This window comes from Stenotrophomonas sp. CASM101 (assembly GCF_049384845.1).
GTDB classification, from domain to species: Bacteria; Pseudomonadota; Gammaproteobacteria; order Xanthomonadales; family Xanthomonadaceae; genus Stenotrophomonas; species Stenotrophomonas hibiscicola.
The window spans coordinates 630,348-653,684 of record NZ_JBMRFR010000001.1; the positions used below are offsets into that span (position 1 = coordinate 630,348).

A 23,337-nucleotide genomic window follows, 5' to 3' on the forward strand; every position below is an offset into this window, starting at 1 on the left:
GACCGGCAATCCCGTCGGTAGGAACAGTGTCCGTCACCACATGCACACAGCCTATCGGTTTCCTGGATTTCTAAAAGCCAGCCAAATACCCGACGTGATGTAGGAAAAACCCTACCCGTGGCACAGGCGTAGAATGGCGGGATCAGCCCATGCAACCGGAGTTTCAGATGGACAGCGCCAAGCTCGGCCAATTCGTCAATGACAAGTGGGACAGTGAAATCGTCCCGCAGTTGGTCGACTACATCCGCATTCCCAACAAGTCGCCGATGTTCGACGCCAATTGGGTGCAGAACGGCTACATGGAACAGGCGGTCACGCTGATGGAGAACTGGGCCAGGGCCCAGCAGCTGCCCGGCCTGAAGGTTGAAGTGGTGCGCCTGGAAGGCCGCACCCCGCTGATCTTCCTGGAAATTCCGGCCTCCGGCCCGGAAACCGGCGACGACACCATCCTGCTCTACGGCCATCTGGACAAGCAGCCGGAAATGACCGGCTGGGACGACGATCTCGGCCCGTGGACCCCGGTCCTGCGCGGCGACAAACTGTATGGCCGCGGCGGTGCGGATGACGGCTACGCCATCTTCGGCTCGCTGGCCGCGGTGCTGGCGCTGCAGGCCCAGGGCCTGCCGCACGCCCGCTGCGTGGTGCTGATCGAAGCCTGTGAAGAATCGGGCAGCTACGACCTGCCGGCCTACGTCGACCACCTGGCCGACCGCATCGGCAAGCCGTCGCTGGTGGTCTGCCTGGATTCGGGCTGCGCCAACTACGACCAGCTGTGGTGCACCACCTCGCTGCGCGGCCTGACCGGCGGCAACTTCACCGTGAAGGTGCTCAACGAAGGCGTGCATTCCGGCGATGCCTCCGGCGTGGTGCCGTCCAGCTTCCGCCTGCTGCGCCAGCTGCTGTCGCGCATCGAGGACCAGGACACCGGCCGCATCCTGATCGACGGCATGAACGTGGAAATCCCGGCCGAACGCCTGGAACAGGCCAAGCGCGCGGCCGAAGTGGTGGATACCGAGATCTTCGAGAAGTTCCCGATGGTCGACGGCCTGCGCCCCATGAACGAGGACCTGACCGAGCTGGTGCTCAACCGCACCTGGCGCCCGGCGCTGTCGGTCACCGGCGTCGGTGGCATGCCGCCGCTGGAATCGGCCGGCAACGTGCTGCGTCCGCAGACCTCGGTGAAGCTCTCGCTGCGCCTGCCGCCGACTGCCGATGGCAAGACCTGCGGCGAACTGTTGAAGGAAGCACTGCTGCGCGACCCGCCGAACGGCGCGCAGGTCACCCTGGACCTGGAAAAGGCCTCCACCGGCTGGAACGCACCGGCCATGGCGCCGTGGCTGACCCAGGCCATTGACGACGCCAGCCAGGCTTTCTTCGGCAAGCCGGCGATGTACATGGGCGAAGGCGGCTCGATCCCGTTCATGGGCATGCTGGGCGAGAAGTTCCCGGGCGCGCAGTTCATGATCACCGGCGTGCTCGGCCCGCATTCCAATGCACATGGCCCCAACGAGTTCCTGCACATCCCGATGGGCAAGAAGGTCACCGCCTGCGTGTCCAAGGTGATCAGCGAGCACTATGCCGCCAGCCTGCGCGGCGAGACCAGCGGTTCGCCGGTGGCTGCCGACAGCGGCACCCGCCACGGCGACCACGGCTGCTGCTGATTACGGCACACCGTGACGGACGCAGCCTGGCCTTGCTAGGCTGCGTCCACCCAAAGCGGAACACATGCACATGAATGGTCTGTTCGGCAGCAGCAGCTGGCTGTACATCCTGCTGGTCGGCTTCGTCGTCGGCCTGCTCGGGCGCTTCTTCATGCCCGGCAACAACCGCATGGGCTGCCTGCTGACCATCGTGCTGGGCATCATTGGCGCGCTGGTGGCCGGTTGGTTCGGCCAGTACATGGGCTGGTACGCTCCCGGCGAACCGGCCGGTTTCCTCGGTGCGGTAGTGGGCGCGGTGGCCGTGCTGGCCGTGCTGCGCCTGTTCAGCGGCCGCCGCTGACCCCGTCCCTCCTTCCCCCCTGCTCCCGACGTTGGCGCGCCCGGCGCGCCCGGATATGCCCGCATGACCGAACCCGCCTCCGATCCCCAGCGCAGCGCGCAGCGCCTGCAGTGGGCCCGTACCCAGCTCGATGACGCCAACGCGGTAGTCGAACGCGCTTCGGTGGATGCCGGCATGCGCAGCTACTGGCGTACCACCAGCACGCGCGGCAGCCACATCGTGATGGACGCTCCGCCGGGGCTGGAAGATCCGCGGCCGTGGCTGCGCATGCGCGGCCTGCTGCACGACAACGGCCTGCGCGTGCCTGCATTGCTGGCGCAGGACCTGGAAGCCGGCTTCCTGCTGCTGGAAGATCTCGGCGGCCCGACCCTGGCCAGGATCCTCGACGAGCGCAACGCCGATGAATGGTTCGGCCGTTCGATCGAACAGCTGCTGCGCCTGCAGGCGATCCCGGTACCGGCCGACTTCGGCCAGTTCGGCGAAGCGCTGCTGCAGCGCGATGCCGGCCTGTTCGACGAATGGTTCCTGCAACGCCACCTGCAGCTGGAACTGGACTGCGGCGAGATCGAAGGGCTGCAGCTGGTACACCGCCGGTTGATGGACAACGCATTGGGCCAGGCCCAGCTGATGACCCACCGCGACTACATGCCGCGCAACCTGATGCCGGTCGACGACGGCCCCGCGGTGCTGGATTTCCAGGACCTGGTGCGTGGCCCGATCGCCTACGATGCGGTGAGCCTGTTCAAGGACGCCTTCCTGAGCTGGCCGCTGCAGCGCGTGGACGAGTGGCTGGCGCAGTACCACGAGCGCGCACGCGACGCCGGCCTGCCGGTACCCGACCGCGCCACCTTCCTGCGCGATGCCGACTGGATGGGTATCCAGCGCCACGTGAAGATCCTTGGCCTGTTCTGCCGCCTGCGCTACCGCGACAACAAGGGCCATTACCTGGACGACGCGCCGCGCTTCATCGGCTACCTGGATGAAGTACTGCCGCGCTACCGCGAGCTGGCACCGCTGCAGCAGCTGCTGGACGAGCGCATCAAGCCGGCGCTGGCCGAGCTGGGTGCACCGATGCGCGTGGCCCGATGAAGGCGCTGGTCTTTGCCGCCGGCCTCGGCGAGCGCATGCGCCCGCTGACCCTGCACACGCCCAAGCCGCTGCTGGAAGTGGCTGGCAAGCCGCTGATCGTCTGGCACCTGGAACGCCTGGCCGCACTCGGCGTGCGCGAGGTGGTGGTCAACACCGCGTGGCTGGCCGAGCAGTTCCCTGCAACGCTGGGCGATGGCAGCCAATGGGGCGTGCGCCTGCATTTCCTGCACGAAGGGCCGACCCCGCTGGAAACCGGCGGCGGCATCCTCAACGCATTGCCGGTGCTGGGCGATGCCCCGTTCCTGGTGGTGAACGGCGATATCTGGACCGATTTCGATTTCGCCACGCTGCCGCGCGAGCCGCAGGGCCAGGCACACCTGGTGCTGGTCGACAATCCGGCGCAACACCCCGACGGTGACTACCGACTCGATGCGCAGGGCCTGCTGCACCACGACCGCGCAGGGCCGTGCCTGACCTATGCCGGCATCGGCGTGTACCGTCCTTCGATCGTGGCCGACTGGCGCGCGGTGATCGGCGATGCGCCGGGCAGCGAGCGGCTGCCGCCGAAATTCTCGGTGGTGCCGCTGCAGAAGCATTTCATGGCGCAGGGGTTGATGACCGGGCAGCACCATCGCGGGCGCTGGACCGACGTCGGCACCGTGGATCGCCTGCGCGCGCTGGATGCTGAGTTGGCGGCGAACGGCTGAGCCCCTCGTGGTTGGTCGCGTAAAGCGGATCGCGTGCTTGGCCGGGCGGGTGGGCCATGCAGGGGACGCTGCAAGTCCCCCTCCGGGGCCCGGCCCAGCCGCTGGCGGCTGTGCGTTCAGGCGCTTGCGAAGCAGTGCTTCGCAAGCAAAGCGCCCTCACCCCTGTAAGCTCGATGGCGCCATCCATGGCGCCAACGCCCCTGCATGGCCCACCCGCCCGGCCTCTGACAGTTTCCGTGGGCGTCCAGCCACGGAAGAAAGGAAAGAAAAGCAAAAGCGGGTCGCTTCGCTGCGCTTGCTCCGGTGACGACCAACGGTCGTCACCCACCACAAGCAAGACACGTGTCGACCAAGGTCGACACCCACCAACAGCAGTGCAGTACGCAGTCCCGGCAGATCGCGGGAACCTGTCGAAGGCGGGGTGGCTCAGGTTGCGGGGGCGTGAGCGCCATGGATGGCGCGATCGAGGCTACATGGACGTACTTGCGCCGTCCCCCGCAACCTGAGCCACCCCGCCTCCCTCAGGAAGCCAGCATTTGACGTTGCTGTTGAAGTTGCCGGCCAGCGGCCGGCACTACCGCGGGTGCAGGGCGCAGCCCTGCAAACAAACCCCACCCTCAGTAACGAGGCCGGCCTTCTTCCAGCACCTGGCGCAGGAACGGCACGGTGATCCGCCGCTTCGCCGCCAGCGATTCGCGGTCCAGCCAGTCCAGCAGCGTGATCAACCCACCCAGCTCGCGCCCGGTGTGCGACAGCAGCCACTCGATGGCCGCTTCGTCGATGGCCAGGCCGCGTCGCAGCGCGCGCTCGCGCAGCACCGCAGCACGACCTTCCTCATCCAGCGGCTGCAGCAGCACGCGCACGCACTGGCCCAGCCGCGAACGCAGGTCGGGCAGTACCAGGCCCAGTTCTTCCGGCGCCTTCTGCGCCGTGTACAGCACGGTCACGCCTGCTGCACGCGCGCGGTTGTGGAAATCAAACAGCGCGATCTCGTCCTCGCGGTTGCCGGCAACCTCGTCCAGCCCGTCCAGCGCCACCAGTTCGCGTGCGTCCAGCCCGTCGAGCGCTGCACGAACGCGGCCGGCGGCGCTGGCCAGTGGCACGTACGTCGGCAGGCGCCCGGCCTGCTCGGCGCTGGAGCACGTCGCCAGCGCCTGGTGGGTCTTGCCGGTTCCCGCAGCGCCTTCCAGGTAGACCCAATCGTGGCTGGCACCGACCGCGATCGCGCGCAGCTGCGCCAGCGCGCCATCCGGCGCGCCGATGAAGGTCTCCAGGCGCTGGTCCCGCGGGTAATGCAGGGCCAGCGGCAGTTGCGGCACGCCCATCACTTCAGGTCGGGGCCCTTGTCGGTCGGAACGATGATATGGGGGGCGTCGACCACGCCATCAAGCACGATCGCCGGCTTCTCGCCCACGTACAGCTCGCTCTGGCGGTAACGCTGGTGGGCATAGCGCAGCAGCACGTTGGTCACCGCCGCCACCGGCAGCGCCAGCAGCATGCCGAGGAAGCCGAACAGCTGGCCGCCGGCCATCACCGCGAAGATCACCGCCACCGGATGCAGGCCGATCTTGTCGCCGACAATGCGCGGGGTCAGTACGTAGCTCTCCAGCAGCTGGCCCACGGTGAACACCACGCCGACCAGGATCAGCAGCTTCAGGTCGAAGCCCTGTGCCTGCACCAGCGCGGCAATCACCGCCATCAGCACGCCGGTGGTCGCGCCCAGGTAGGGGATGAAGCTGATCAGGCCGGCAATCAGGCCAATCAGCAGGCCCAGCTTGAGGCCTACCAGCGACAGGCCGCCGGCGTAGATCACGCCCAATGCCAGCATCACCAGGAACTGGCCGCGGATGAACGCCCCCAACACCTCGTTGGACTCACGCGCCAGCGCAGTGATGGTGCCGATGTGGTTGCGCGGAATCACCGAGGCCACCCGCTCGACCAGCTTGTCCCAGTCGCGCAGGAAGTAGAACGCCAGGATCGGCAGCAGCAGGATGTTGACCACCCAGGTCACCATCGCAAAACCCGAACGCGAGACGTAGCCCATGAACGTGGTGGCGACGCCGCCGGCCTGCTGCCAGTGGCTGCGCACCCACTCGATCAGGCGGTCCGGATCCAGCCACTGCATCACTTCCAGGCCGGTCTTCTGCTCGAACCAGGGAATCCCCTTTTCCATCAGCCACGCCTGCGCCTGCGGCGCGACCGCGATCAGGGTGGTGATCTGGCGCTCGATCATCGGCACCAGCACCAGCAGCAGCGCCACGATCACCAGCACCATCGCCGCGAACACCAGCACCACGCCGGTCATGCGCGAGCGGCCGGTGGCCTCGATGCGGTCCACCAGCGGGTCGCCCAGCCAGGCCAGTGCCAGCGCCAGCACGAACGGGGTCAGGATCGGGGCCAGCAGCCACACCACCCAGCCGACCAGGCCGGCGAACAGGATGTACTTCAGCCGGCGCAGGAACTGCGCGATTTCCGCTTCCGGGGTCAGGGTCATCGCAGGCGGTACTCATTGCTGACCGGTGCTGCGACCGGGGCACCGGTGGTGTCGTCGATCGGCGTCGGCAGGGCCGGCAGCGGCGCGCTCGGCACCAGTACACCGTTGTCGCCCAGCATGCGGTTGAAGCCGGCCAGGCCGGTGGTCATCTCCAGGCTCAGCTCCAGCTGGCCGGCCGAAGCATGCAGCGGGGTGACGTTGCGCACCACCGGCACCTCGCGCAGGCCGGCGGCAAGGCGCAGGTAGTCGTCGGCACTGTTGATGCCGGTGACCACCACGCGGTAGGTTCCGGCCTGGCCGACGGCGGCGCCGGCCTTCGCATAGCGCCTGACCAGCGCATCGGCGGCGCCATCGGCGCCGGCCGCCATCGCCCGCATGGCGTTGGCGTCCTTGCTGGTCCACTTGTTCAGCTCACGGCCGTTGTCGACGAACACCCAGTCCGCCTGCCAGCCGCCGTTGGCGCGGTAGAGCTTGCCGATCAGCTGCATCGGCGGTGAGTAGCGCGAGGAGGCGCGGGCCACGGCGGCACTGTCCTGGCGCCAGATGGCACCGGCCAGCGCCTGCTCGGCGGCACCGCCGCTGGGCAGGCCGAGCTTGTAGCCGCGCTCGATGGCGCGGTTCAGCAGTGGGCGGGCGGCATTGGCCTGCTGCACGCTGACCAGGCGCGGTCCGCTGCCGTCATCCACGGCCAGCCACACCACCGGCTTTGGTCGCGGCTGCGGCCACAGCGGCAGGCCCAGCGCCGAGACCAGCGAATCGACGTCGTCCTCGCGGAAACGGGCCACCAGCAGGGTCCGGAAGCTCGGCGCGCCGCTGGCGCCTACGCTCTGGTCCTGCTTGTAGTCGTAGCTGGCCACGTAGTCCTTGGCATTGCGCAGTGCCTGCACCACACCGGGGCGCGACATCACGTTGCGATCACCGGACAGCTTGCCCAGTACCACGCTCAGGGCGCGGGCCAGGGCGCCGTTGCGATCGGCTTCGGCTTGGCTGTTGACGGGCACTTCGGCCTCGTACGCGCCACTGGCGGTGGCGACATCACCCTCGGTGCGAAGGCCGCTCTGGGCCATCGTGGCCACCGGCAGGCTCAGCGCAAGGAGCAGGGTCAGAATCAGGCTGCGGCGCATCAGGACATCCATTGGCTCGACGTATCCGGGGGAATTGTTGCCCGAATACGGCCTTTGCGCCAATGCGGCCTGTTAAAATCGCCCGTTCAACCCCTGCCAGCGCCGACGCCCGTGACCAACACCCCGTCTTCCGCCCCCTCCCCCCTTACCTATCGTGACGCGGGTGTCGACATCGACGCCGGCAACGAGCTGGTCGAGCGGATCAAGCCCCTGGTCAAGCGCAGCTTCCGGCCGGAAGTGATGGGCGGCCTGGGCGGCTTCGGCGCCCTGTTCGACCTGTCCAACAAGTACCGCGAGCCGGTGCTGGTGTCGGGTACCGACGGCGTGGGCACCAAGCTGAAGCTGGCGCACCAGCTGAACCGCCACGATACGATCGGCATCGACCTGGTCGCCATGTGCGTGAACGACGTGCTGGTACAGGGTGCCGAGCCGCTGTTCTTCCTGGACTACTTCGCGACCGGCAAGCTGGACATCGACACCGCCGCGGCGGTCGTGGGCGGCATCGCCAACGGCTGCACCGAGGCCGGCTGCGCGCTGATCGGTGGTGAAACCGCTGAAATGCCCGACATGTATGCCCCGGGCGAATACGACCTGGCCGGCTTCACGGTGGCCGCGGTCGAGAAGAGCGAGCTGAAGGACGGCGCCAGCGTGGCTGCCGGCGACGTGCTGATCGGCATCGCCTCGTCCGGCCCGCACTCCAACGGCTACTCGCTGGTGCGCCGCATCTACGACCGTGCCGGCCGCCCGGCCGATCTGGAGCTGGAAGGCGGCGTGAAGCTGGTCGATGCGCTGATGGCGCCGACCCGCCTGTACGTCAAGCCGATCCTGGCGCTGCTGAAGTCACACGGCGAGGCCATTCACGGCATGGCCCACATCACCGGTGGCGGGCTGACCGAGAACATCATCCGCGTGGTGCCCGACGGCCTCGGCCTGGACATCCAGGCCTCGTCCTGGACCCTGCCGCCGGTATTCCAGTGGCTGCAGAAGGAAGGCGCCGTGGCCGACAGCGAGATGTGGCGCACCTTCAACTGCGGCATCGGCTTCGTGCTGATCGTCGCGCCGGACCAGGAGGCTGCCGTGTCCGAGGCGGTCAGGGCGCAGGGCCTGGAGCACTGGACCATCGGCCAGGTGGTCACCGCCGAAGGCGCCGAGCGCGTCCACATCGGCTGAGCCCGGCAACCAGGAGCCCGCATGGACGCAACGCCCCCCCTGGCACCCACCCCGGTACCACCGCCGTTGGCGGCGGTGCCGGTCTTCAGCAGGCAGGACGCTGACCACCTGCGCGCGCTGTCCATCGCCCACTATGTGTTCGGTGGCCTGATTGCGCTGCTCTCGCTGTTTTTCATTCTGTACATCGTGCTCGGCATCAGTGCGCTGAGCGGCCATCTGCCGATGAACTCCGGGGGCCAGCCCTCGTCGCCGGCCGAACAGCGCCTGTTCGGCTGGGTGTTCACGGTCCTGGGGACCGTGTTCGTCGTCGGCGGCCTGGGCATGGCCGCATTCGTCATCCATGCCGGCCGCTGCGTGGCCCGGCGGCGTCGTTACCTGCTGTGCCTGATCGTGGCCGGCCTGCTCTGCCTGTTCGCGCCGCTGGGCACCGTTCTAGGGGTGTTCACCCTGGTCACACTGCTGCGCCCGCAGGTGAAGGCCGCCTTCGATGCAGCTGGCGCGGCTGCATGACGATGCCGGGCGCGCCTCCGCCATTGCCACAGCAGACCCTGGCGCAGCTGCAGTTGGCCAGCCACCTGCAGACGCTGAAGGTGCTGTTCTACGCGCTGGCAGGTTTCCACTGGCTGGCCGCGTTGGCCTTCCTCGGTTTCATCGGCCTGGTCGCCAGTTCCCGGGGGTTGAACGAAGGCGCGGCGCTGGCCACGGTCTACGGGGTCATTTCGTTGTTGGCGGCGGCGCTTGGCTTCGTACAGCTGCACACTGCGCGCCTGCTGTCGCGCCGCACCGGGCTGGCCTGGTGCCAGCGCGCAGCATGGCTGGCAGTGCTTGCCGGCCCGTTGGGCATGGCGCTGACGGCCTATGCCCGGGTGTTCCTGTCCAAGCCTGACATGGCCGCATTGTTCGACCGCGGCGACCACCTCAGTGCCTGAGCCCGCAGGCAACCCATCGCTTCCTCCTGACCGATCCGACATGTCCGCGCCCGCCACCGCCGCAAACGCCACTGCCCGCGGCTATCGTGTTTCACTGCCCAAGAAGCTGGCCTTCGCCGCCGTACTGGCCGTGTTCCTGGTCAGCTGGATCGATCCGCTGTGGCCCGTCGAACAGGCCCTGCACAGCTCGCTGACCGTCGTCGGCCTGGCTGCCCTGCTCTGGGTGGACCGGCGTGGCTGGCTGGGCAATGGCGCCTTCATCGCGATCTGTGGCTTCATCGCACTGCATTGCGTGGGCGCGCGCTGGCTGTACTCCAACGTGCCCTACGACGCTTGGGCACAGGCGCTGGCCGGCTGGTCACCGAATGCCGCCTTCGGCTGGCAGCGCAACCACTTCGACCGTCTCATCCACTTGTTGTTCGGCGTCTGCTTCACCCCCGCGCTGCTGCAGCTGGCCCGGCATGCCTGGCCGGCGCTGCGCCTGGGCCAGGCCTTCAGCCTGGCGGTGATGACGGTGATGTGCGCCAGCCTGGTCTACGAGTGGTTCGAGTGGGCCATCGCGCTTGCCCTGTCGCCCGACGCCGCCGAGGCCTACAACGGGCAGCAGGGCGACATGTGGGACGCTCATGCCGACATGCTGCTGGCGACCTTGGGCAGTCTGCTGACCTGGCCGTTGATCCGCCGGAGTGCCCGGCAATGAGCACGCCCACCCGCATTGCCGTGCTCGCCTCCGGCCGCGGCAGCAACCTGCAGGCCATCCTTGACGCAATTGCTGACGGCCGCCTGCCCGCCGAGGTTGTCGGCGTGTTCTCCGACCGCCCAGCCGCAGCCGCGCTGCAACGGGTCGGCGACAGCCTGCGCTGGGCGCATGCACCGAAAGAATTCGGTGACCGCGCCGCCTACGAGCAGGCCTTGGGCGATGCACTGGCCGCGGTCGCGCCGGATCTGATCGTCTGCGCCGGCTACATGCGCATTCTCGGCGCCGACTTCGTGCAGCGCTTCAATGGCCGGCTGGTCAACATCCACCCCTCCCTGCTACCGCTGCACAAGGGGCTGGACACGCATGCGCGGGCGCTGCACGCCGGCGATGCGGAGCATGGGGCCAGCGTGCACCTGGTGGTGCCCGAGCTGGATGCCGGCGCCGTGCTGGCCCAGGCGCGGGTGCCGGTGATGCGCGGCGATGACGCCGACAGCCTGGCGGCGCGTGTGCTGGCGGTGGAGCATCCGCTGCTGATCGCCACCCTGCAGCTGCTGTGCGCCGGCCGCCTGGCTGAACGGGAGGGCCAGCCACTGCTGGATGGTCACCCCCTGTTTAGCCCACTGGTCCTAGATTCCGCCGGGAACCTGAACCGGTAACGCCCACGCACACGCCCCGCTGACTGCGGGGCTGGCATCCTGCCCCCCTCCTGCAGCTCCTGTCCTCCATGAAGACCACGACCCTGCTGTCCACTTCATTGCTGCTGTCGCTTGTCGTGCTTCCCGGCGTGGGTTGGGGCCAGGCACAGGCGCCTGCCTCGCCGGTTCCGGCGCCAGCGGTGCAACCGCCGGCCGAAACGACGGCCCCGGCCCTGCCGGCATTGGCGTGGGAACCGCCGCCGCTGCAGCCGTTCAGCGCCACCTACCAGGCCTTCTACAAGGGCAAGGAGGCCGGCGACGCCAGCATGCAGGTCACCCACACCGGCGGCAACCAGTGGCGGGTGGACATGCAGGTGGTCGGCCGCCGCGGGTTCGCCAGCGTGCTGGGACTGAACATCGAGCAGAGCACGGTCTTCGAGGAGCGCGCTGGCACCTATGCACCGCTGAGCCAGAGCACGGTGCGCAAGGGCCTGTTTCTCGGCAAGAAGGCGGTCGGCACGTACAACTGGCAGGCCGGTACCGCGCAGTGGAGCGGCGATGTCGAGAAGAAGCGCGCACAGCCGATTCCGCTGCAGCCGGGCGACCAGAGTGCGCTGCTGATCAATCTGGCAATCATGCGCGACGCCCGCCCAGGCGCCGCGATGCACTACCGCTACGTGGACATGGGCAAGGTCCGCCAGCATGACTACCAGGCCGCGCCGCAGACCGAGAACGTCGAGGTCGGCGACCTGTCCTACAACGCGCTGCGGGTCTACCGGACCAACGGCGGCAAAAATGAAACCATCCTCTGGATCGCCAACGGGGTCCCCACCCCGGTGCGCATCCTGCAACGCGAAGACGGCGAAGACCGCGTCGATCTGCGCCTGATCGAATACCAAGGAGTCTGAGCATGAGCATCCCGACCCGCCCCCTCGCCTGGATCGCGGCCGCTGCCCTGTCCGTGGCCAGCCTGCCGGCCATGGCCCTGCAACCTTTCAAGGCGGATTACCTGGCCAGCTACATGGGCATGCAGGCCAACGGCACGATGACCCTGTCCAACGAAGGCAGCAACAAGTGGCGCTACAGCCTCCAGGTGAAGAACCAGCTCGCCGACCTGAGCCAGAGCACCGTGTTCGAGGAAGTACGTGGGCAACTGCGCCCGCTGAGCAGCCAGGACCGCTCGGCGCTGCTGGTGAAGAAGCGCAACGTGCAGGCCAATTACAACTGGACCAGCAACCAGGCCACCTGGACCGGCGACATCAAGCCGGACCGTGCCGGCCCCATCGCGCTGAAGGCCGGTGACATGGATGCGCTGCTGATCAACCTGGCGATCACCCGTGACCTGGCCGCCGGCAAGCCGCTGACCTATCGCATGGTCGACGAAGGCCGCATCAAGAACATGACCTACCGCGTGGTCGGCAAGGAATCGATCACCGTGGGCGGCAAGAGCTACGAGGCCACCAAGGTCTCGCGCGCCGACGGCAACAAGGAGCTGATCGCCTGGATCGTGCCGGAGTTCCCGGTGCCGGCGCGCATGCTGCAGCGTGAGGGCGGACGCGATGCGCTGGACCTGACCATCAAGGCGCTGAACTGACGGAGATCCACGTCATCCACGCATGGCGTGGATCTACTGGAAACCTGGAGTAGATCCACGCCATGCGTGGATGGACGCCCCGGAAAAAACGCCCGCTTTCGCGGGCGTTTTTCTTACTTCTTTTCCTCGGCCGCAGCGGGCTTGAACTCGGTGCGGCAGTCCACGCGGATCTGCTCGCCGGTGCTGCGCCAGACGAAGGTGCGGCAATGACGGTTGCCGTCCTGGCTGTCGTTCACCGCGACCGCGTAGAACGACTCGATGATCTCGTCGCGCGAGACCGTGCCATCGCCGTTCCAGTCCATGTCCCTCTGCTCGATGCCCTGGGTAATGGCGATGTTGGCGTACCAGGCATAGCCCAGCCACGCCAGCACGATCAGCACCAGGGCCAGCAGTGCCTTGCGACGCGGGCTGAACTTGCCACGCAGGATCATGGCACGCGCCGGATGGTGGCGCCGAGCGAAGACAGCTTCTCTTCGATGTTCTCGTAGCCACGATCAAGGTGGTAGATGCGGTCGATGGTGGTCTCGCCGCTGGCCATCAGGCCGGCCAGGATCAGCGAGGCCGACGCACGCAGGTCGGTGGCCATCACCGGCGCACCGCTCAGGTGCTCGCTGCCACGCACGATGGCGGTGTGGCCTTCAACCTGGATGTCCGCGCCCAGGCGCAGCAGTTCGTTGACGTGCATGAAACGGTTCTCGAAGATCGTTTCGTTGATCACGCCCACGCCGTCAGCCACGCAGTTGAGCGCCATGAACTGGGCCTGCATGTCGGTCGGGAATGCCGGGTACGGCGCGGTGGTCAGGTTGACCGCCTTCGGCCGCTTGCCCTGCATGTCCAGGGTGATGGTGTCGTCGGTGGTCTCGATCTTCGCACCGGCCTCGACCAGCTTGGACAGCACCGCGTCCATGGTGTTCGGGCGCGCACGGTTGACCGTGACCTTGCCGCCAGTCATCGCTGCGGCCACCAGGAAGGTGCCGGTCTCGATGCGGTCGGGCAGCACTTCGTGGCGGCCACCGGACAGGCGCTCGACGCCTTCGATCACCAGGCGGGCGGTGCCCAGTCCTTCGATCTTCGCGCCCAGCGCGATCAGGCAATGCGCCAGATCGGTCACTTCCGGCTCCATCGCACAGTTGTCGAGGATGGTGGTGCCTTCGGCCAGCACCGCGCCCATCAGCACGTTCTCGGTGCCGGTGACACTGACCATGTCGAAGGTGAAGTGGCCGCCCTTCAGGCGCTTGGCGCTGGCCTTGATGAAGCCGTTCTCGACCACGATCTCGGCACCCAGTGCCTGCAGGCCCTTGATGTGCTGGTCGACCGGACGCGAACCGATCGCGCAGCCGCCCGGCAGCGACACTTCGGCCGCGCCGAAGCGGGCCAGCAGCGGGCCCAGCACCAGGATCGAGGCGCGCATGGTCTTGACCAGCTCGTAAGGTGCCACGTGCTGGTTGACCGAACGCGGGTCGACCACGATCGCGCTGCCGCGCGACAGCGTGCCCTGGTCGATGGTGACTTTGGCACCCAGTTCGCCCAGCAGCTTCACCGTGGTGACCACGTCGTGCAGGTGCGGCACGTTGGTGATCTCCACCGGCGCATCGGCCAGCAGGGTCGCGCAGAGGATGGGAAGGACGGCGTTCTTGGCGCCGGAGATGCTCACTTCACCGTGCAGCGCAGCGCCGCCGGTCACAACGATCTTGGCCATGTATTGGGAATCTTCTGCGGTTCAGCCGGCTTCGGCCGGGGTCACGGTTTTCAGCGCCAGCGCGTGGATCGCGCCGCCCATCAGGTCGCCGAGGGTGGCATAGACCATCCGGTGGCGGGCCAGCGGCATCTTGCCGGCAAAGGCCTCGCAGACCACGGTCGCTTCGAAATGCACGCCATCGTCGCCACGCACATCGGCGCGGGCGCCAGGCAGGCCGGTTTCGATCAGATTGCGGATGGTGTCGGCGTCCAACGGGCTTTCCTAATAAAATGTGCATCCATTCTACTTCCGCTGCGTGGCGTCCGCATGGCCGAATCCCTGTTGCCCCCCCGTTCTGCCGACCCTGCCGGCCTGGTCGCCAGTGGCCGCCGCGTGTTCGAGATCGAGCGGCAGGCGCTGGAGGCCGTGGCTGACCGCCTCGGCGAGGCCTTCCAGCAGGCCTGCCAGGCGATCCTGGCCAGCCGCGGGCGTGTGGTCGCCACCGGCATGGGCAAGTCCGGGCACATCGCCCGCAAGATCGCCGCCACCCTCGCCTCCACCGGCACCCCGGCGTTCTACGTGCACCCTGGCGAGGCCGGACACGGTGACCTGGGCATGATCACCGAGGACGATGTGGTGCTGGCGCTGTCCTATTCGGGGGAGTCGGACGAGCTGCTCATGCTGTTGCCGGTGCTCAAGCGCCAGGGCAACCTGCTGATCTCCATGACCGGCCGCCCGCAGTCCAGCCTGGCCACCGCCGCCGATATCCACCTGGACGTCAGCGTGCCGGCCGAGGCCTGCCCGCTGGCGCTGGCGCCGACCTCCAGCACCACCGCCTCGCTGGCGATGGGCGATGCGCTGGCCGTGGCCCTGCTCGACGCACGCGGCTTCACCGCCGACGATTTCGCCCGCTCGCACCCGGCCGGCAGCCTCGGCCGCCGCCTGCTGCTGCACATCACCGACGTCATGCATAGCGGCGAGGACCTGCCCAGCGTGGGTGCCGACGCCAGCCTCAGCGAGGCGCTGGTGGAAATGAGCCGCAAGCGACTCGGGATGACCGCCGTGGTCGACGCCGATGGCGTGCTGATCGGCCTGTTCACCGACGGCGACCTGCGCCGCGCGCTGGACAGCGCGCTTGACGTGCGCACCGCGAAGATCGCCGACGTGATGACCCGCAACCCGCGCACCATCGGGGCCGACCAGCTGGCCGTAGAGGCCGCGCGGCAGATGGAAACCCAGAAAATCAACGGCCTGATCGTGGTCGATGACCAGGGCCGTGCGGTAGGCGCCCTGAACATTCATGACCTGTTGCGGGCCCGGGTGGTTTAACCGACAGTCCGTAGACCCCATTCAGTCTGTAATGCCCCACCCGACCCCACCGAGCCTGCTGCCCTGATGCCCTGGTCCCCCCTGCCCGCCTTCCCTGCCCACCTGCATGCCGCTGCGGCCCGCGTCCGCCTGGCCTGCTTCGACGTGGACGGCACCCTCACTGACGGTCGGCTGTACTACGACAAGGAAGGGAACGAGAGCAAGGCGTACTTCGTGCAGGATGGCCTGGGCCTGAAACTGCTGCAGCAGCACGGTATCCACCCCGTGCTGATCACCGCGCGCAACAGCCAGTCCGCGCTCAAGCGCGGCGCCGACCTCGGCATCGACACCCAGATCGCCGTGGGCGACAAGCTGGCCAGCGTGCAGGCGCTGTGCGCGCAGCACGGCGTCGGCCTGGAGCAGGTGGCCTTCATGGGCGACGACCTGCCGGACCTGGCGCCGCTGGGCGCGGTCGGCCTGGCAGTGGCCCCGGCCAACGCCCACCCGTGGATCGCCGAGCGCGTGCACTGGCAGACCCGCGCCGACGGCGGACGTGGCGCCGCCCGCGAACTGTGCGACATCCTGCTGGCCGCACAGGGCCACGTGGATGCGGTGCTGGCGAGGTTCGGCGCATGAGCCTGCCGACACTGAACTGGCGCACCCTTCTGGGCGTCGGCCTGCTGCTGGCGGCGCTGCTCAGCAGCTGGGCCGCCCTGCGCAACCGCGACAAGGGCCCGGCCAACGACAGCCAGGAGCCGGGTGTGGACTACGTTCTGCACGACTTCCAGATCGTGGCCCTGGATGAGCACGGCAAGGAGTCGACCACCCTGCGTGCGCCGCGGCTGGAACGCCAGCGTGGCGACCAGACCATCAACATCGCCACGCCGCTGTTCGAGATGCCGGACAAGGATGGCAAGCACTGGACCCTGCGTGCCGAGACCGGCTGGCTCAGCGCCAAGGGCGACCAGATGAAGCTGCGCGGCAATGTGGCCGGCGACAGCCCGGCCGATCCGGGCGTGGTGCCGACCACCTTCCGCACCGACCATCTGGACGTGTTCCCGAAGGAGAACCGCGCCCGCACCGACGCCCTGGTGACCATGACCCGCCCGGGCATGGAACAGTCCGGCGTCGGCTTCGAAGTGGATTCGAAGAACAACACGTATCATTTCCTCAGCCAGTCCAAGGGCCGTTACACGCCCAAACGCTGATTCCGCCGCCAGCCCGCGACGTCTCCGGACAGGCGCAGGGCCGGCAGCCCCACCCTCCGCCCCCGGCCCGCCCGGGAGGCCCCCACCGGTAGAACGGACCCCGATGAAGATTTCCTTTGCCGCCGTACTCGCGCTCGGTCTTCTTGTCCCCAGCGCCGCCTTCGCCAAGTCCACCGACCGCAACGAAGACATGCACATCGATTCCGGCGCCCAGTCCGGCACGCTCACCGGCGACGGCAAGACCGTGCTGTCGCAGGGCGTGATCATCACCCAGGGCACGCTGGACCTGCGCTCGTCCGAGGCCGAGATCTACCTCAAGGATGGCGAAGCCGTGCGCGCGGTGTTCACTGGCAAGCAGGCCAAGATGAAGCAGCAGCTCGATGACGGCACCTGGATGGATGCCGTTGCCGACCGCATCGACTACGACATCAAGACCGAGATCATCACCCTGACCGGCAACTACAAGGTCACCAGCGCGCGCGGCACCAATGCCGGCCAGCGCATGGTCTACAACACCCGCACCGGCGAAATGAACTCCGGTGGTGACGGCAGCCGTGTGCGCACCGTCATCCCGCCGAAGAACAAGACCCCGGCCCCGCCTGCGGCACAGCCCAAGGCCACCACGCCGGCGCAGCCGGCCGGGAGCAGGAAGTAATGCTCGTCGCCAAGGGCCTGCGCAAGAAGTACAAGCAGCGCGAAGTCGTCAAGGATTTCGGGCTGACCCTCGACGCCGGCGAAGTGGTCGGCCTGCTGGGCCCCAACGGTGCCGGCAAGACCACCTGCTTCTACATGATCGTCGGCCTGGTTGCGGCTGACGCTGGCAGCATCGTGCTCGACGGCAAGGACATCACCGGCGACCCGATGTATACCCGCGCCAAGCAGGGCGTGGGCTATCTGCCGCAGGAACCGTCGGTATTCCGCAAGCTGACCGTGGCCGACAACATCCGCCTGGTGCTGGAGCTGCGCGAAGACCTGGATGCGGCCGGCCGCGAGCGCGAATTGAACAGCCTGCTCGACGAACTGCAGCTGGGCCATGTTGCCGACCAGCTTGGCGCCAGCCTGTCCGGTGGCGAACGCCGCCGCTGCGAGATCGCCCGCGCCCTGGCAGCGCAGCCGCGCCTGATCCTGCTTGACGAGCCGTTCGCCGGTGTCGATCCGATTTCGGTCGGCGAGATCCAGCGCATCGTCACCCATCTCAAGCAGCGTGGCATCGGCGTGCTGATCACCGACCACAACGTGCGCGAGACCTTGGGTATCTGCGACCGCGCGTATATCCTCGCCGAGGGCAGCGTGCTGGCCCAGGGTTCGCCGGAAGCGATCCTGGACAACGCCGATGTACGCCGCGTCTACCTCGGGGATTCCTTCAAGCTGTGAAGCAGTCGCCGGGTCCCTTTCCTTCCTTTCGGCACAGGCATGAAGACTCGGCTGCAGACATCGTTGGGACAGCAACTGGTGCTTACGCCCCAGTTGCAGCAGGCGATCAAGCTGCTGCAGATGTCCACCACCGAGCTGGAGCTGGAAATCGCGCAGGCGGTGGAAAGCAATCCGCTGCTGGACTGGGCCGACAGCAGTGACAGCAGCAGTCCTGCCGGCGAAGGCGACGACAACGGCAACGATGCGCCCGCAGAACGCGCCGATGCCGGCGACGACTGGGCGCCGGCGGAACTGGACTGGAACGCGTCCGGCAGCGGCGGCAGCTTCGACGATGACGACGACAATGGCAGCGCCGCCGAGCGCGTAGCCGAAACCGAAACGCTGGCCGACCATCTGCTGTGGCAGCTGCATCTGTCGCATCTGTCCCCACGTGATCGCAGCATCGGTGCCGCGCTCATCGATGCACTGGACGATGACGGTTATCTGCGCGAACCGCTGGCCACCATCGCTGAAACCCTGTTGCCGGCGATCCACGCCGACGATGACGAGATCCTCGCCGTGCTGCATCGCATCCAGCGCTTCGATCCGGTGGGTGTGGCTGCACGCACGCTGGGCGAATGCCTGCTGCTGCAGCTGGATGTGCTGCCCGGCGAAACGCCCGGGCTGGCGCTGGCGCGACAGATTGCCGCAGGCCCGCTGGAACGGCTGCCACGCAGTGGCGTCGCCGGGCTTGCTCATGAGTTGAAGCAGCCGATGGACGAGGTCGAGACTGCCGTCGCGCTGCTGCGCTCGCTGGACCCACGCCCGGGCACGCAGATCGCACCGCTGTCGCAGGACACTTACGTGGTGCCGGACGTGGTGGTATGGCGGCAGAACGGCGTGTGGCGCGCTGCACTGGCCGCCCATGCCGGGCCGAAGGTGGTGATCCACCGCGGCTACGAACAGCTTATCCGGCGTTGCGGCGATGCCGATGCCGGCTACCTGCGTGCCCAGCTGCAGGAAGCACGCTGGCTGCTGAAAGGCCTGCAGCAGCGCGGCGAAACCCTGTTGCGCGTCGTGCGCAGCCTGATCCTGCAGCAGGCCGGCTTCCTTGAATTCGGCGAGCAGGCGCTGCGCCCACTGACCCTGCGCGAGATTGCCACCGAACTGGGCCTGCACGAATCCACGGTGTCGCGTGCGATCGCCCGCAAGCACGTGCGCACCCCGCGCGGCACCCTGCCACTGCGGGCCTTCTTCGCCTCCGGCATCGATACCGAGGGCGGCGGCGCGGCGTCCAGCACCGCCATCCAGGCGATGATCCGGCGCCTGATCGACGATGAGAATCCGCGCAAGCCGCTTTCTGACGCCAAGCTGGCTGACCTGCTCAAATCGTCGGGAATCCCAGTAGCGCGGCGCACCGTGGCGAAGTATCGTGAAGCCATGAACATTTCCGCCTCGCACGAAAGGGTCAGAATCGCTTGACGCGCCGCCGCGCCCGGCGGAGAGGTTCATTGGCACATCCGAACACAGGAGAAACCCGATGCGCATCGAAACGTTTGGCAAAGATGTCGAAGTCACCCCGGCCCTGCAGTCCTATGTGGAGGAAAAGCTGGCCCGGATCGGAAAGCACTTCGACCAGCACTGCGAAGCGCGGGTGACCCTCAAGCTGCAGAAGACCGAACACCATGTCGACGCCAGCCTCAACATCCCGGGCCAGACCCTGCACGCGGAGGCCAATGCCCAGACCATGTATGCCGCGATCGACCTGCTTGCGGACAAGCTTGACCGCCTGGTGATCAAGCACAAGGAGAAAAAACAGCAGCACGCGCCGCTGCCGGTGGGCGACAATGGTGGCTGATCGCCACCGTTCCCCGCAGACATGCCCCTGACTGACCTCCTGGCGGCCGTGCAGACCCAGCTCTGCACGGCCACCGACCGTGACAGCGTCCTGCAGGCCGCCGCCGGGTTGCTGGCCTGCCGCCAGGCCAATGCCGAACAGATCTATCTGAACCTGTGCCAGCGCGAAGCCCTGGGCAGCACCGCGATCGGCCACGGCATCGCCATCCCCCACGGCCGCGCGCCTACCCTTGATCGCCCCCGTGGCGCCCTGCTGCGATTGGCCGCCCCGGTCGATTTCGGCGGCGACGAACCGGTGGACCTGGTGTTCGCCATGGCCGTCCCCGCCCACTACACCCACCAGCACCTGATGCTGTTGTCCGAGCTGGCCGAACTGTTTTCCGCGCCGGACATCCGCCAGGCCCTGCGCGAAGCGGGCGATGCCCGGGCGCTGCGCGAGGCGCTGGACATGACCCCTCCTGCGAGTGCCGCATGAATACCAGCATCACCGCCCGTGAACTGTTCGAACAGCAGCGCGAGCGGCTGGGGTTGCGCTGGGCCGCCGGCAAGTCCGGTGAGAAGCGCGAGCTGGAGGCCGGCAATACCGTCTCGCGGCGTCCCTCGCTGGCCGGCTACCTCAACGCGATCTATCCCAACAAGGTGCAGATCCTGGGCACCGAGGAACTGTCCTGGCTGGATGCACTGGAACCACGCCAGCGCTGGGAGACCATCGAAAAGATCATGCAGTCGCACCCGCTGGCGCTGGTGCTGACCCGCAACCAGCCCTGCCCGGAAGACCTCCGCGCCGCTGCTGACGAATCCGGCACGCCGCTGTGGCTCTCGCCCAAGCGCGGCCACGAACTGCTCAACCACCTGTCCTACCATCTGGCGCGTACGCTGGCGCCGCGGGTGATCCTGCACGGCGTGTTCATGGAGATCTATTCCATCGGCGTGCTGATCACCGGCGAGGCCGGATCGGGCAAGAGCGAGCTGGCGCTGGAGCTGCTCACCCGCGGCCATCGCCTGGTCGCCGACGATGCCCCCGAGTTCACCCAGATCGCCCCGGACGTACTCGACGGCACCTGCCCCGAACTGCTGCAGGACCTGCTGGAAGTGCGCGGCCTGGGCGTGCTCAACGTGCGCGAGATGTTCGGCGACACGGCTGTAAAGAAGAACAAGTACCTTCGGCTGATCGTCCACCTGACCAAGCCGATGACCGAACCCACCCCACATGGCTACGAACGCCTGACCGGCGATTCGGGCACCCGCCATGTGCTGGACCTGGACGTTCCGCTGATCACCCTGCCGGTGATGCCCGGCCGCAACCTGGCCGTACTGACCGAAGCCGCGACCCGCCTGCACATCCTGCGCACCAAGGGCATCGACCCGGCGGCTATGTTCATCGCCCGCCACAGCAACCTGCTGGAACGGCGAACACCCTGATTTCCCTGCCCCTCGAAGAGCCTGTCCATGAGCACCGTCACCCCCTCCGCCCCGACCCTGATCATCGTCAGCGGCCTGTCCGGCTCGGGTAAATCCGTCGCCCTGAAGACCTTCGAGGACCAGGACTACTACTGCTCGGACAACCTGCCGATCAATCTGCTGCCCGACTTCGTGCGCAGCCTGCTGGCCAACCATGACGGCAGCGCGCCGCGCCGCCTGGCCGTGGGCATCGACGTTCGCGGACAGGCCGATCTGAGCCAGCTGGGCAACTGGCGGCAGCTGGCCACTGACGCCGGCGTGGAAGTGAAGGTACTGTTCTTCGAGGCCAGCGATGAGGCTGTGCTCAAGCGCTACGCCGACACCCGGCGCCGTCATCCGCTGAGCCAGCTGGGCCTGTCGCTGCCCGAAGCGATCGCACGCGAACGTGAATTGACGGCACCGCTGCGCCGCGAGGCCGATGCGGTGATCGATACCAGCAACCTCAACGTGCATCAGCTGCGGCGGCGGATCATCACCGAGTTCACGCTGGACCATGCCACCGGACTGTCCCTGCTGTTCGAATCGTTCGCGTACAAGCGCGGCGTGCCGGCCGAGGCGGACTTCGTATTCGATGCGCGGGTGCTGCCCAATCCACACTGGGACCCCGATCTGCGTGCGCTGAGCGGCCGCGAACCGGGCGTACGCGACTACCTTGAAGCGCAGCCGGATGTGCAGCGCTATCTGGGCCAGCTGATGGATTTCCTCGATACCTGGCTGCCGAAGCTGGGTGATGGCACGCGCAGCTATGTGACGGTGGCGTTCGGCTGCACCGGCGGCAAGCACCGCTCGGTGTTCCTGGCCGAGCGCCTGGCCCGGCATGCCCGCGAGATGGGCTGGGAAGATGTGGCCACGTATCACCGCGAACAGGATTGAGGGGGGCGGCCGGGCTGCGCCCGGCACCCGCCGGTAGTGCCGGCCGCTGGCCGGCAACAGCAACAGCAACAGCAACAGCAGAAGCGGCATTCCGTGGGATGGCGGGGCGGTGTGGATCTGCAGGACACGCCGTAAACCCCGCTCCGCGGTCCGGCCCAGCCGCTGGCGGCTGGGCGTTCGGGCGCTTGCGAAGCAGTGCTTCGCAAGCAAAGCGCCCTCACCCCTGGGGGCTCGATGGCGCAATCCATGGCGCCAACGGTCCTGCCTGCCCACACCGCCCCGCCTCTGACAGATTCCGTGTGCTGTTGGTGGGTGTCGACCTTGGTCGACACGATCCACGCCATGCGTGGATGAATCTCTGCCAGGCATCGAAAAACGGATGGGGTCGAATCTCTTCTCCAACGGAAAAGGGCTCCCACGCGAGCAACACTGAATACGGGACACAGTGCCCCTCATCTGCTGCTATCGCCAATTCACCTTGACCTGTTAACGTGCAGTAATGACCTGTGGCATTCTCCTCGTAACACATCCGGGGGTCGGGCCCGCCCTGCTTGAGGTGGCGACCCGGCTCCTGCGGCAATTGCCGCTGAAAACCGAAGCTTTCGAAGTACCGTTCGACGCAGACCTGGACGCCCTGCTCCCGCTCGCCTCGGCCGCCCTGCGGCGGGTCGATGCAGGGGATGGCGTGCTGATCCTGACCGACCTGTACGGCGCCAGCCCCGCCAACCTAGCCGGGCAGCTGGCCCGGTTGGGGACCCCGGTTCGCCGGGTATCGGCGCTGAGCCTGCCGATGTTGCTGCGGGTGATGAATTATCCGGAACAGGGACTGGATCAACTGCCCGCCACAGCCGCGGCGGGCACCCGTAATGGAGCGATAGTCGACGATGCTTGAACGAGAACTCACCGTGAGCAACCGCCTGGGCCTGCACGCCCGGGCCACCGCCAAGCTGGTGCAGACCCTGGCGCCGTTCCGCTGCAACGTGACCATGGCCGCCAAGGGCCGTGAGATCAACGCCAAGAGCATCATGGGCGTGATGCTGCTGGCCGCCGGCCAGGGCACTCCGGTCACGGTGCGCATCAACGGCGAGGACGAAGCCGCCGCGATGGAAGCGGTGGTCGGTCTGTTCGAGCGCCGCTTCGACGAGGACAGCTGAGC

29 protein-coding genes are annotated in these 23,337 nt (G+C 67.5%); 23 read left to right on the forward strand and 6 right to left on the reverse strand.

Translation table 11 applies throughout. The annotated features are described in order from the left end of the window. Nucleotides 1–167 precede the first annotated feature (167 nt). From VG543_RS03050 to murU, 4 genes are all read left to right on the forward strand, one after another. The gene (locus VG543_RS03050; protein WP_021202579.1) at nt 168–1,661 is read left to right on the forward strand and encodes a M20 family metallopeptidase; all 1,494 of its coding nucleotides are present in this window, start codon (nt 168–170) and stop codon (nt 1,659–1,661) included. Nucleotides 1,662–1,731: 70 nt separating this feature from the next. Next, complete coding sequence (locus tag VG543_RS03055) at nt 1,732–2,001, forward strand: GlsB/YeaQ/YmgE family stress response membrane protein (RefSeq protein ID WP_019659430.1); 270 nt, start codon at nt 1,732–1,734, stop codon at nt 1,999–2,001. A gap of 63 nt (nt 2,002–2,064) precedes the next feature. Beyond that, nucleotides 2,065–3,090, forward strand: a complete 1,026-nt coding sequence (locus VG543_RS03060) for an aminoglycoside phosphotransferase family protein (protein WP_019659431.1) — start codon at nt 2,065–2,067, stop codon at nt 3,088–3,090. Next, entirely contained in the window at nt 3,087–3,797 is a 711-nt protein-coding gene (gene murU / locus VG543_RS03065) for an N-acetylmuramate alpha-1-phosphate uridylyltransferase MurU (protein WP_423177699.1), read from the forward strand. The genes VG543_RS03060 and murU overlap by 4 nt, the downstream gene beginning before the upstream one ends. 617 nt (nt 3,798–4,414) lie before the next feature. On the opposite strand, the gene hda is transcribed toward murU, so the two are convergent. The 3 genes from hda to VG543_RS03080 are packed head-to-tail and all read right to left on the reverse strand — an operon-like array spanning nt 4,415 to nt 7,427. Further along, the gene (gene hda, locus VG543_RS03070; RefSeq protein WP_021202582.1) at nt 4,415–5,122 is read right to left on the reverse strand and encodes a DnaA regulatory inactivator Hda; all 708 of its coding nucleotides are present in this window, start codon (nt 5,120–5,122) and stop codon (nt 4,415–4,417) included. Further along, nucleotides 5,122–6,291, reverse strand: a complete 1,170-nt coding sequence (locus tag VG543_RS03075) for an AI-2E family transporter (protein WP_111099197.1) — start codon at nt 6,289–6,291, stop codon at nt 5,122–5,124. Before VG543_RS03075 ends, hda begins: the two co-directional genes overlap by 1 nt. Then, nucleotides 6,288–7,427, reverse strand: a complete 1,140-nt coding sequence (locus tag VG543_RS03080) for a DUF2066 domain-containing protein (RefSeq protein ID WP_019659435.1) — start codon at nt 7,425–7,427, stop codon at nt 6,288–6,290. The genes VG543_RS03075 and VG543_RS03080 overlap by 4 nt, the downstream gene beginning before the upstream one ends. Nucleotides 7,428–7,526: 99 nt before the next feature. Here VG543_RS03080 and purM point away from each other — a divergent pair, with 99 nt between their 5' ends. The 7 genes from purM (at nt 7,527) to VG543_RS03115 (ending at nt 12,443) form a co-directional block, all read left to right on the forward strand. Beyond that, a complete protein-coding gene (gene purM / locus VG543_RS03085; protein WP_188250362.1) occupies nt 7,527–8,585 on the forward strand; it encodes a phosphoribosylformylglycinamidine cyclo-ligase in 1,059 nt (352 codons plus the stop codon). A 21-nt stretch (nt 8,586–8,606) separates the two neighbouring features. Further along, nucleotides 8,607–9,095 (forward strand): hypothetical protein, encoded by a 489-nt coding sequence (locus VG543_RS03090; protein WP_312545914.1) that lies wholly within the window; start codon nt 8,607–8,609, stop codon nt 9,093–9,095. Then, on the forward strand, nt 9,092–9,514 hold the full coding sequence (locus VG543_RS03095; RefSeq protein WP_312545913.1) for a hypothetical protein: 423 nt from the start codon (nt 9,092–9,094) through the stop codon (nt 9,512–9,514). The genes VG543_RS03090 and VG543_RS03095 overlap by 4 nt, the downstream gene beginning before the upstream one ends. A 40-nt stretch (nt 9,515–9,554) precedes the next feature. Next, entirely contained in the window at nt 9,555–10,214 is a 660-nt protein-coding gene (locus VG543_RS03100) for a DUF2238 domain-containing protein (protein ID WP_019659439.1), read from the forward strand. Next, nucleotides 10,211–10,870, forward strand: coding sequence for a phosphoribosylglycinamide formyltransferase (gene purN / locus VG543_RS03105; RefSeq protein ID WP_134735833.1), 660 nt, complete (start codon nt 10,211–10,213; stop codon nt 10,868–10,870). The genes VG543_RS03100 and purN overlap by 4 nt, the downstream gene beginning before the upstream one ends. 68 nt (nt 10,871–10,938) lie before the next feature. Further along, a complete protein-coding gene (locus VG543_RS03110) occupies nt 10,939–11,757 on the forward strand; it encodes a DUF3108 domain-containing protein (protein ID WP_155029070.1) in 819 nt (272 codons plus the stop codon). Nucleotides 11,758–11,759: 2 nt separating this feature from the next. Then, on the forward strand, nt 11,760–12,443 hold the full coding sequence (locus VG543_RS03115; RefSeq protein WP_019659442.1) for a DUF3108 domain-containing protein: 684 nt from the start codon (nt 11,760–11,762) through the stop codon (nt 12,441–12,443). Between the two features lie 113 nt (nt 12,444–12,556). Here VG543_RS03115 and VG543_RS03120 read toward each other — a convergent pair whose 3' ends face one another. The 3 genes from VG543_RS03120 to VG543_RS03130 are packed head-to-tail and all read right to left on the reverse strand — an operon-like array spanning nt 12,557 to nt 14,394. Beyond that, nucleotides 12,557–12,874, reverse strand: coding sequence for a hypothetical protein (locus tag VG543_RS03120; RefSeq protein ID WP_019659443.1), 318 nt, complete (start codon nt 12,872–12,874; stop codon nt 12,557–12,559). Then, complete coding sequence (gene murA, locus VG543_RS03125) at nt 12,871–14,142, reverse strand: UDP-N-acetylglucosamine 1-carboxyvinyltransferase (protein ID WP_019659444.1); 1,272 nt, start codon at nt 14,140–14,142, stop codon at nt 12,871–12,873. Before murA ends, VG543_RS03120 begins: the two co-directional genes overlap by 4 nt. Before the next feature lie 21 nt (nt 14,143–14,163). Beyond that, the gene (locus VG543_RS03130) at nt 14,164–14,394 is read right to left on the reverse strand and encodes a BolA family protein (RefSeq protein ID WP_021202589.1); all 231 of its coding nucleotides are present in this window, start codon (nt 14,392–14,394) and stop codon (nt 14,164–14,166) included. Nucleotides 14,395–14,448: 54 nt separating this feature from the next. Here VG543_RS03130 and VG543_RS03135 point away from each other — a divergent pair, with 54 nt between their 5' ends. From VG543_RS03135 to VG543_RS03190, 12 genes are all read left to right on the forward strand, one after another. Next, nucleotides 14,449–15,450: a KpsF/GutQ family sugar-phosphate isomerase gene (locus VG543_RS03135; RefSeq protein WP_423177702.1), complete on the forward strand. Its 1,002-nt coding sequence runs from the start codon at nt 14,449–14,451 to the stop codon at nt 15,448–15,450. Nucleotides 15,451–15,516: 66 nt separating this feature from the next. After that, a complete protein-coding gene (locus VG543_RS03140; RefSeq protein ID WP_019659446.1) occupies nt 15,517–16,065 on the forward strand; it encodes a KdsC family phosphatase in 549 nt (182 codons plus the stop codon). Next, nucleotides 16,062–16,637, forward strand: coding sequence for an LPS export ABC transporter periplasmic protein LptC (lptC, locus tag VG543_RS03145; RefSeq protein ID WP_019659447.1), 576 nt, complete (start codon nt 16,062–16,064; stop codon nt 16,635–16,637). Before VG543_RS03140 ends, lptC begins: the two co-directional genes overlap by 4 nt. A 103-nt stretch (nt 16,638–16,740) precedes the next feature. Further along, on the forward strand, nt 16,741–17,292 hold the full coding sequence (gene lptA, locus VG543_RS03150) for a lipopolysaccharide transport periplasmic protein LptA (protein ID WP_423177703.1): 552 nt from the start codon (nt 16,741–16,743) through the stop codon (nt 17,290–17,292). Then, nucleotides 17,292–18,011 carry an LPS export ABC transporter ATP-binding protein gene (gene lptB, locus VG543_RS03155; protein ID WP_019659449.1) on the forward strand — a complete coding sequence of 240 codons (720 nt, stop codon included), beginning with the start codon at nt 17,292–17,294 and terminating at the stop codon, nt 18,009–18,011. Before lptA ends, lptB begins: the two co-directional genes overlap by 1 nt. 39 nt (nt 18,012–18,050) lie before the next feature. Beyond that, on the forward strand, nt 18,051–19,472 hold the full coding sequence (locus VG543_RS03160; RefSeq protein ID WP_423177705.1) for an RNA polymerase factor sigma-54: 1,422 nt from the start codon (nt 18,051–18,053) through the stop codon (nt 19,470–19,472). 58 nt (nt 19,473–19,530) lie between these two features. Next, nucleotides 19,531–19,848 carry a ribosome hibernation-promoting factor, HPF/YfiA family gene (hpf, locus tag VG543_RS03165; RefSeq protein WP_004147311.1) on the forward strand — a complete coding sequence of 106 codons (318 nt, stop codon included), beginning with the start codon at nt 19,531–19,533 and terminating at the stop codon, nt 19,846–19,848. Nucleotides 19,849–19,869: 21 nt separating this feature from the next. Continuing rightward, nucleotides 19,870–20,322: a PTS sugar transporter subunit IIA gene (locus tag VG543_RS03170; RefSeq protein WP_019659451.1), complete on the forward strand. Its 453-nt coding sequence runs from the start codon at nt 19,870–19,872 to the stop codon at nt 20,320–20,322. Further along, nucleotides 20,319–21,269: an HPr(Ser) kinase/phosphatase gene (hprK, locus tag VG543_RS03175; RefSeq protein ID WP_019659452.1), complete on the forward strand. Its 951-nt coding sequence runs from the start codon at nt 20,319–20,321 to the stop codon at nt 21,267–21,269. Before VG543_RS03170 ends, hprK begins: the two co-directional genes overlap by 4 nt. 27 nt (nt 21,270–21,296) lie before the next feature. Next, nucleotides 21,297–22,181 (forward strand): RNase adapter RapZ, encoded by an 885-nt coding sequence (gene rapZ, locus VG543_RS03180; RefSeq protein ID WP_188250360.1) that lies wholly within the window; start codon nt 21,297–21,299, stop codon nt 22,179–22,181. Between the two features lie 499 nt (nt 22,182–22,680). Further along, nucleotides 22,681–23,073, forward strand: coding sequence for a PTS sugar transporter subunit IIA (locus VG543_RS03185; protein ID WP_019659454.1), 393 nt, complete (start codon nt 22,681–22,683; stop codon nt 23,071–23,073). Then, nucleotides 23,066–23,335: an HPr family phosphocarrier protein gene (locus VG543_RS03190; protein WP_005408385.1), complete on the forward strand. Its 270-nt coding sequence runs from the start codon at nt 23,066–23,068 to the stop codon at nt 23,333–23,335. The genes VG543_RS03185 and VG543_RS03190 overlap by 8 nt, the downstream gene beginning before the upstream one ends. Nucleotides 23,336–23,337 lie beyond the last annotated feature (2 nt).

Bases quoted from the DNA above. Each gene is read 5' to 3' on its own strand.
- VG543_RS03170 (WP_019659451.1), top strand. From the start codon at position 19,870: ATGCCCCTGACTGACCTCCTGGCGGCCGTGCAGACCCAGCTCTGCACG.
- VG543_RS03055 (WP_019659430.1), top strand. From the start codon at position 1,732: ATGAATGGTCTGTTCGGCAGCAGCAGCTGGCTGTACATCCTGCTGGTC.
- VG543_RS03080 (WP_019659435.1), bottom strand. From the start codon at position 7,427: ATGGATGTCCTGATGCGCCGCAGCCTGATTCTGACCCTGCTCCTTGCG.
- VG543_RS03135 (WP_423177702.1), top strand. From the start codon at position 14,449: ATGGCCGAATCCCTGTTGCCCCCCCGTTCTGCCGACCCTGCCGGCCTG.
- VG543_RS03060 (WP_019659431.1), top strand. From the start codon at position 2,065: ATGACCGAACCCGCCTCCGATCCCCAGCGCAGCGCGCAGCGCCTGCAG.
- lptC (WP_019659447.1), top strand. From the start codon at position 16,062: ATGAGCCTGCCGACACTGAACTGGCGCACCCTTCTGGGCGTCGGCCTG.
- purN (WP_134735833.1), top strand. From the start codon at position 10,211: ATGAGCACGCCCACCCGCATTGCCGTGCTCGCCTCCGGCCGCGGCAGC.
- hpf (WP_004147311.1), top strand. From the start codon at position 19,531: ATGCGCATCGAAACGTTTGGCAAAGATGTCGAAGTCACCCCGGCCCTG.
- VG543_RS03190 (WP_005408385.1), top strand. From the start codon at position 23,066: ATGCTTGAACGAGAACTCACCGTGAGCAACCGCCTGGGCCTGCACGCC.
- murU (WP_423177699.1), top strand. From the start codon at position 3,087: ATGAAGGCGCTGGTCTTTGCCGCCGGCCTCGGCGAGCGCATGCGCCCG.
- VG543_RS03140 (WP_019659446.1), top strand. From the start codon at position 15,517: ATGCCCTGGTCCCCCCTGCCCGCCTTCCCTGCCCACCTGCATGCCGCT.
- lptA (WP_423177703.1), top strand. From the start codon at position 16,741: ATGAAGATTTCCTTTGCCGCCGTACTCGCGCTCGGTCTTCTTGTCCCC.
- VG543_RS03115 (WP_019659442.1), top strand. From the start codon at position 11,760: ATGAGCATCCCGACCCGCCCCCTCGCCTGGATCGCGGCCGCTGCCCTG.
- lptB (WP_019659449.1), top strand. From the start codon at position 17,292: ATGCTCGTCGCCAAGGGCCTGCGCAAGAAGTACAAGCAGCGCGAAGTC.
- VG543_RS03185 (WP_019659454.1), top strand. From the start codon at position 22,681: ATGACCTGTGGCATTCTCCTCGTAACACATCCGGGGGTCGGGCCCGCC.
- murA (WP_019659444.1), bottom strand. From the start codon at position 14,142: ATGGCCAAGATCGTTGTGACCGGCGGCGCTGCGCTGCACGGTGAAGTG.
- VG543_RS03100 (WP_019659439.1), top strand. From the start codon at position 9,555: ATGTCCGCGCCCGCCACCGCCGCAAACGCCACTGCCCGCGGCTATCGT.
- rapZ (WP_188250360.1), top strand. From the start codon at position 21,297: ATGAGCACCGTCACCCCCTCCGCCCCGACCCTGATCATCGTCAGCGGC.
- VG543_RS03160 (WP_423177705.1), top strand. From the start codon at position 18,051: ATGAAGACTCGGCTGCAGACATCGTTGGGACAGCAACTGGTGCTTACG.
- VG543_RS03090 (WP_312545914.1), top strand. From the start codon at position 8,607: ATGGACGCAACGCCCCCCCTGGCACCCACCCCGGTACCACCGCCGTTG.
- VG543_RS03120 (WP_019659443.1), bottom strand. From the start codon at position 12,874: ATGATCCTGCGTGGCAAGTTCAGCCCGCGTCGCAAGGCACTGCTGGCC.
- hda (WP_021202582.1), bottom strand. From the start codon at position 5,122: ATGGGCGTGCCGCAACTGCCGCTGGCCCTGCATTACCCGCGGGACCAG.
- VG543_RS03050 (WP_021202579.1), top strand. From the start codon at position 168: ATGGACAGCGCCAAGCTCGGCCAATTCGTCAATGACAAGTGGGACAGT.
- VG543_RS03095 (WP_312545913.1), top strand. From the start codon at position 9,092: ATGACGATGCCGGGCGCGCCTCCGCCATTGCCACAGCAGACCCTGGCG.
- hprK (WP_019659452.1), top strand. From the start codon at position 20,319: ATGAATACCAGCATCACCGCCCGTGAACTGTTCGAACAGCAGCGCGAG.
- VG543_RS03075 (WP_111099197.1), bottom strand. From the start codon at position 6,291: ATGACCCTGACCCCGGAAGCGGAAATCGCGCAGTTCCTGCGCCGGCTG.
- VG543_RS03110 (WP_155029070.1), top strand. From the start codon at position 10,939: ATGAAGACCACGACCCTGCTGTCCACTTCATTGCTGCTGTCGCTTGTC.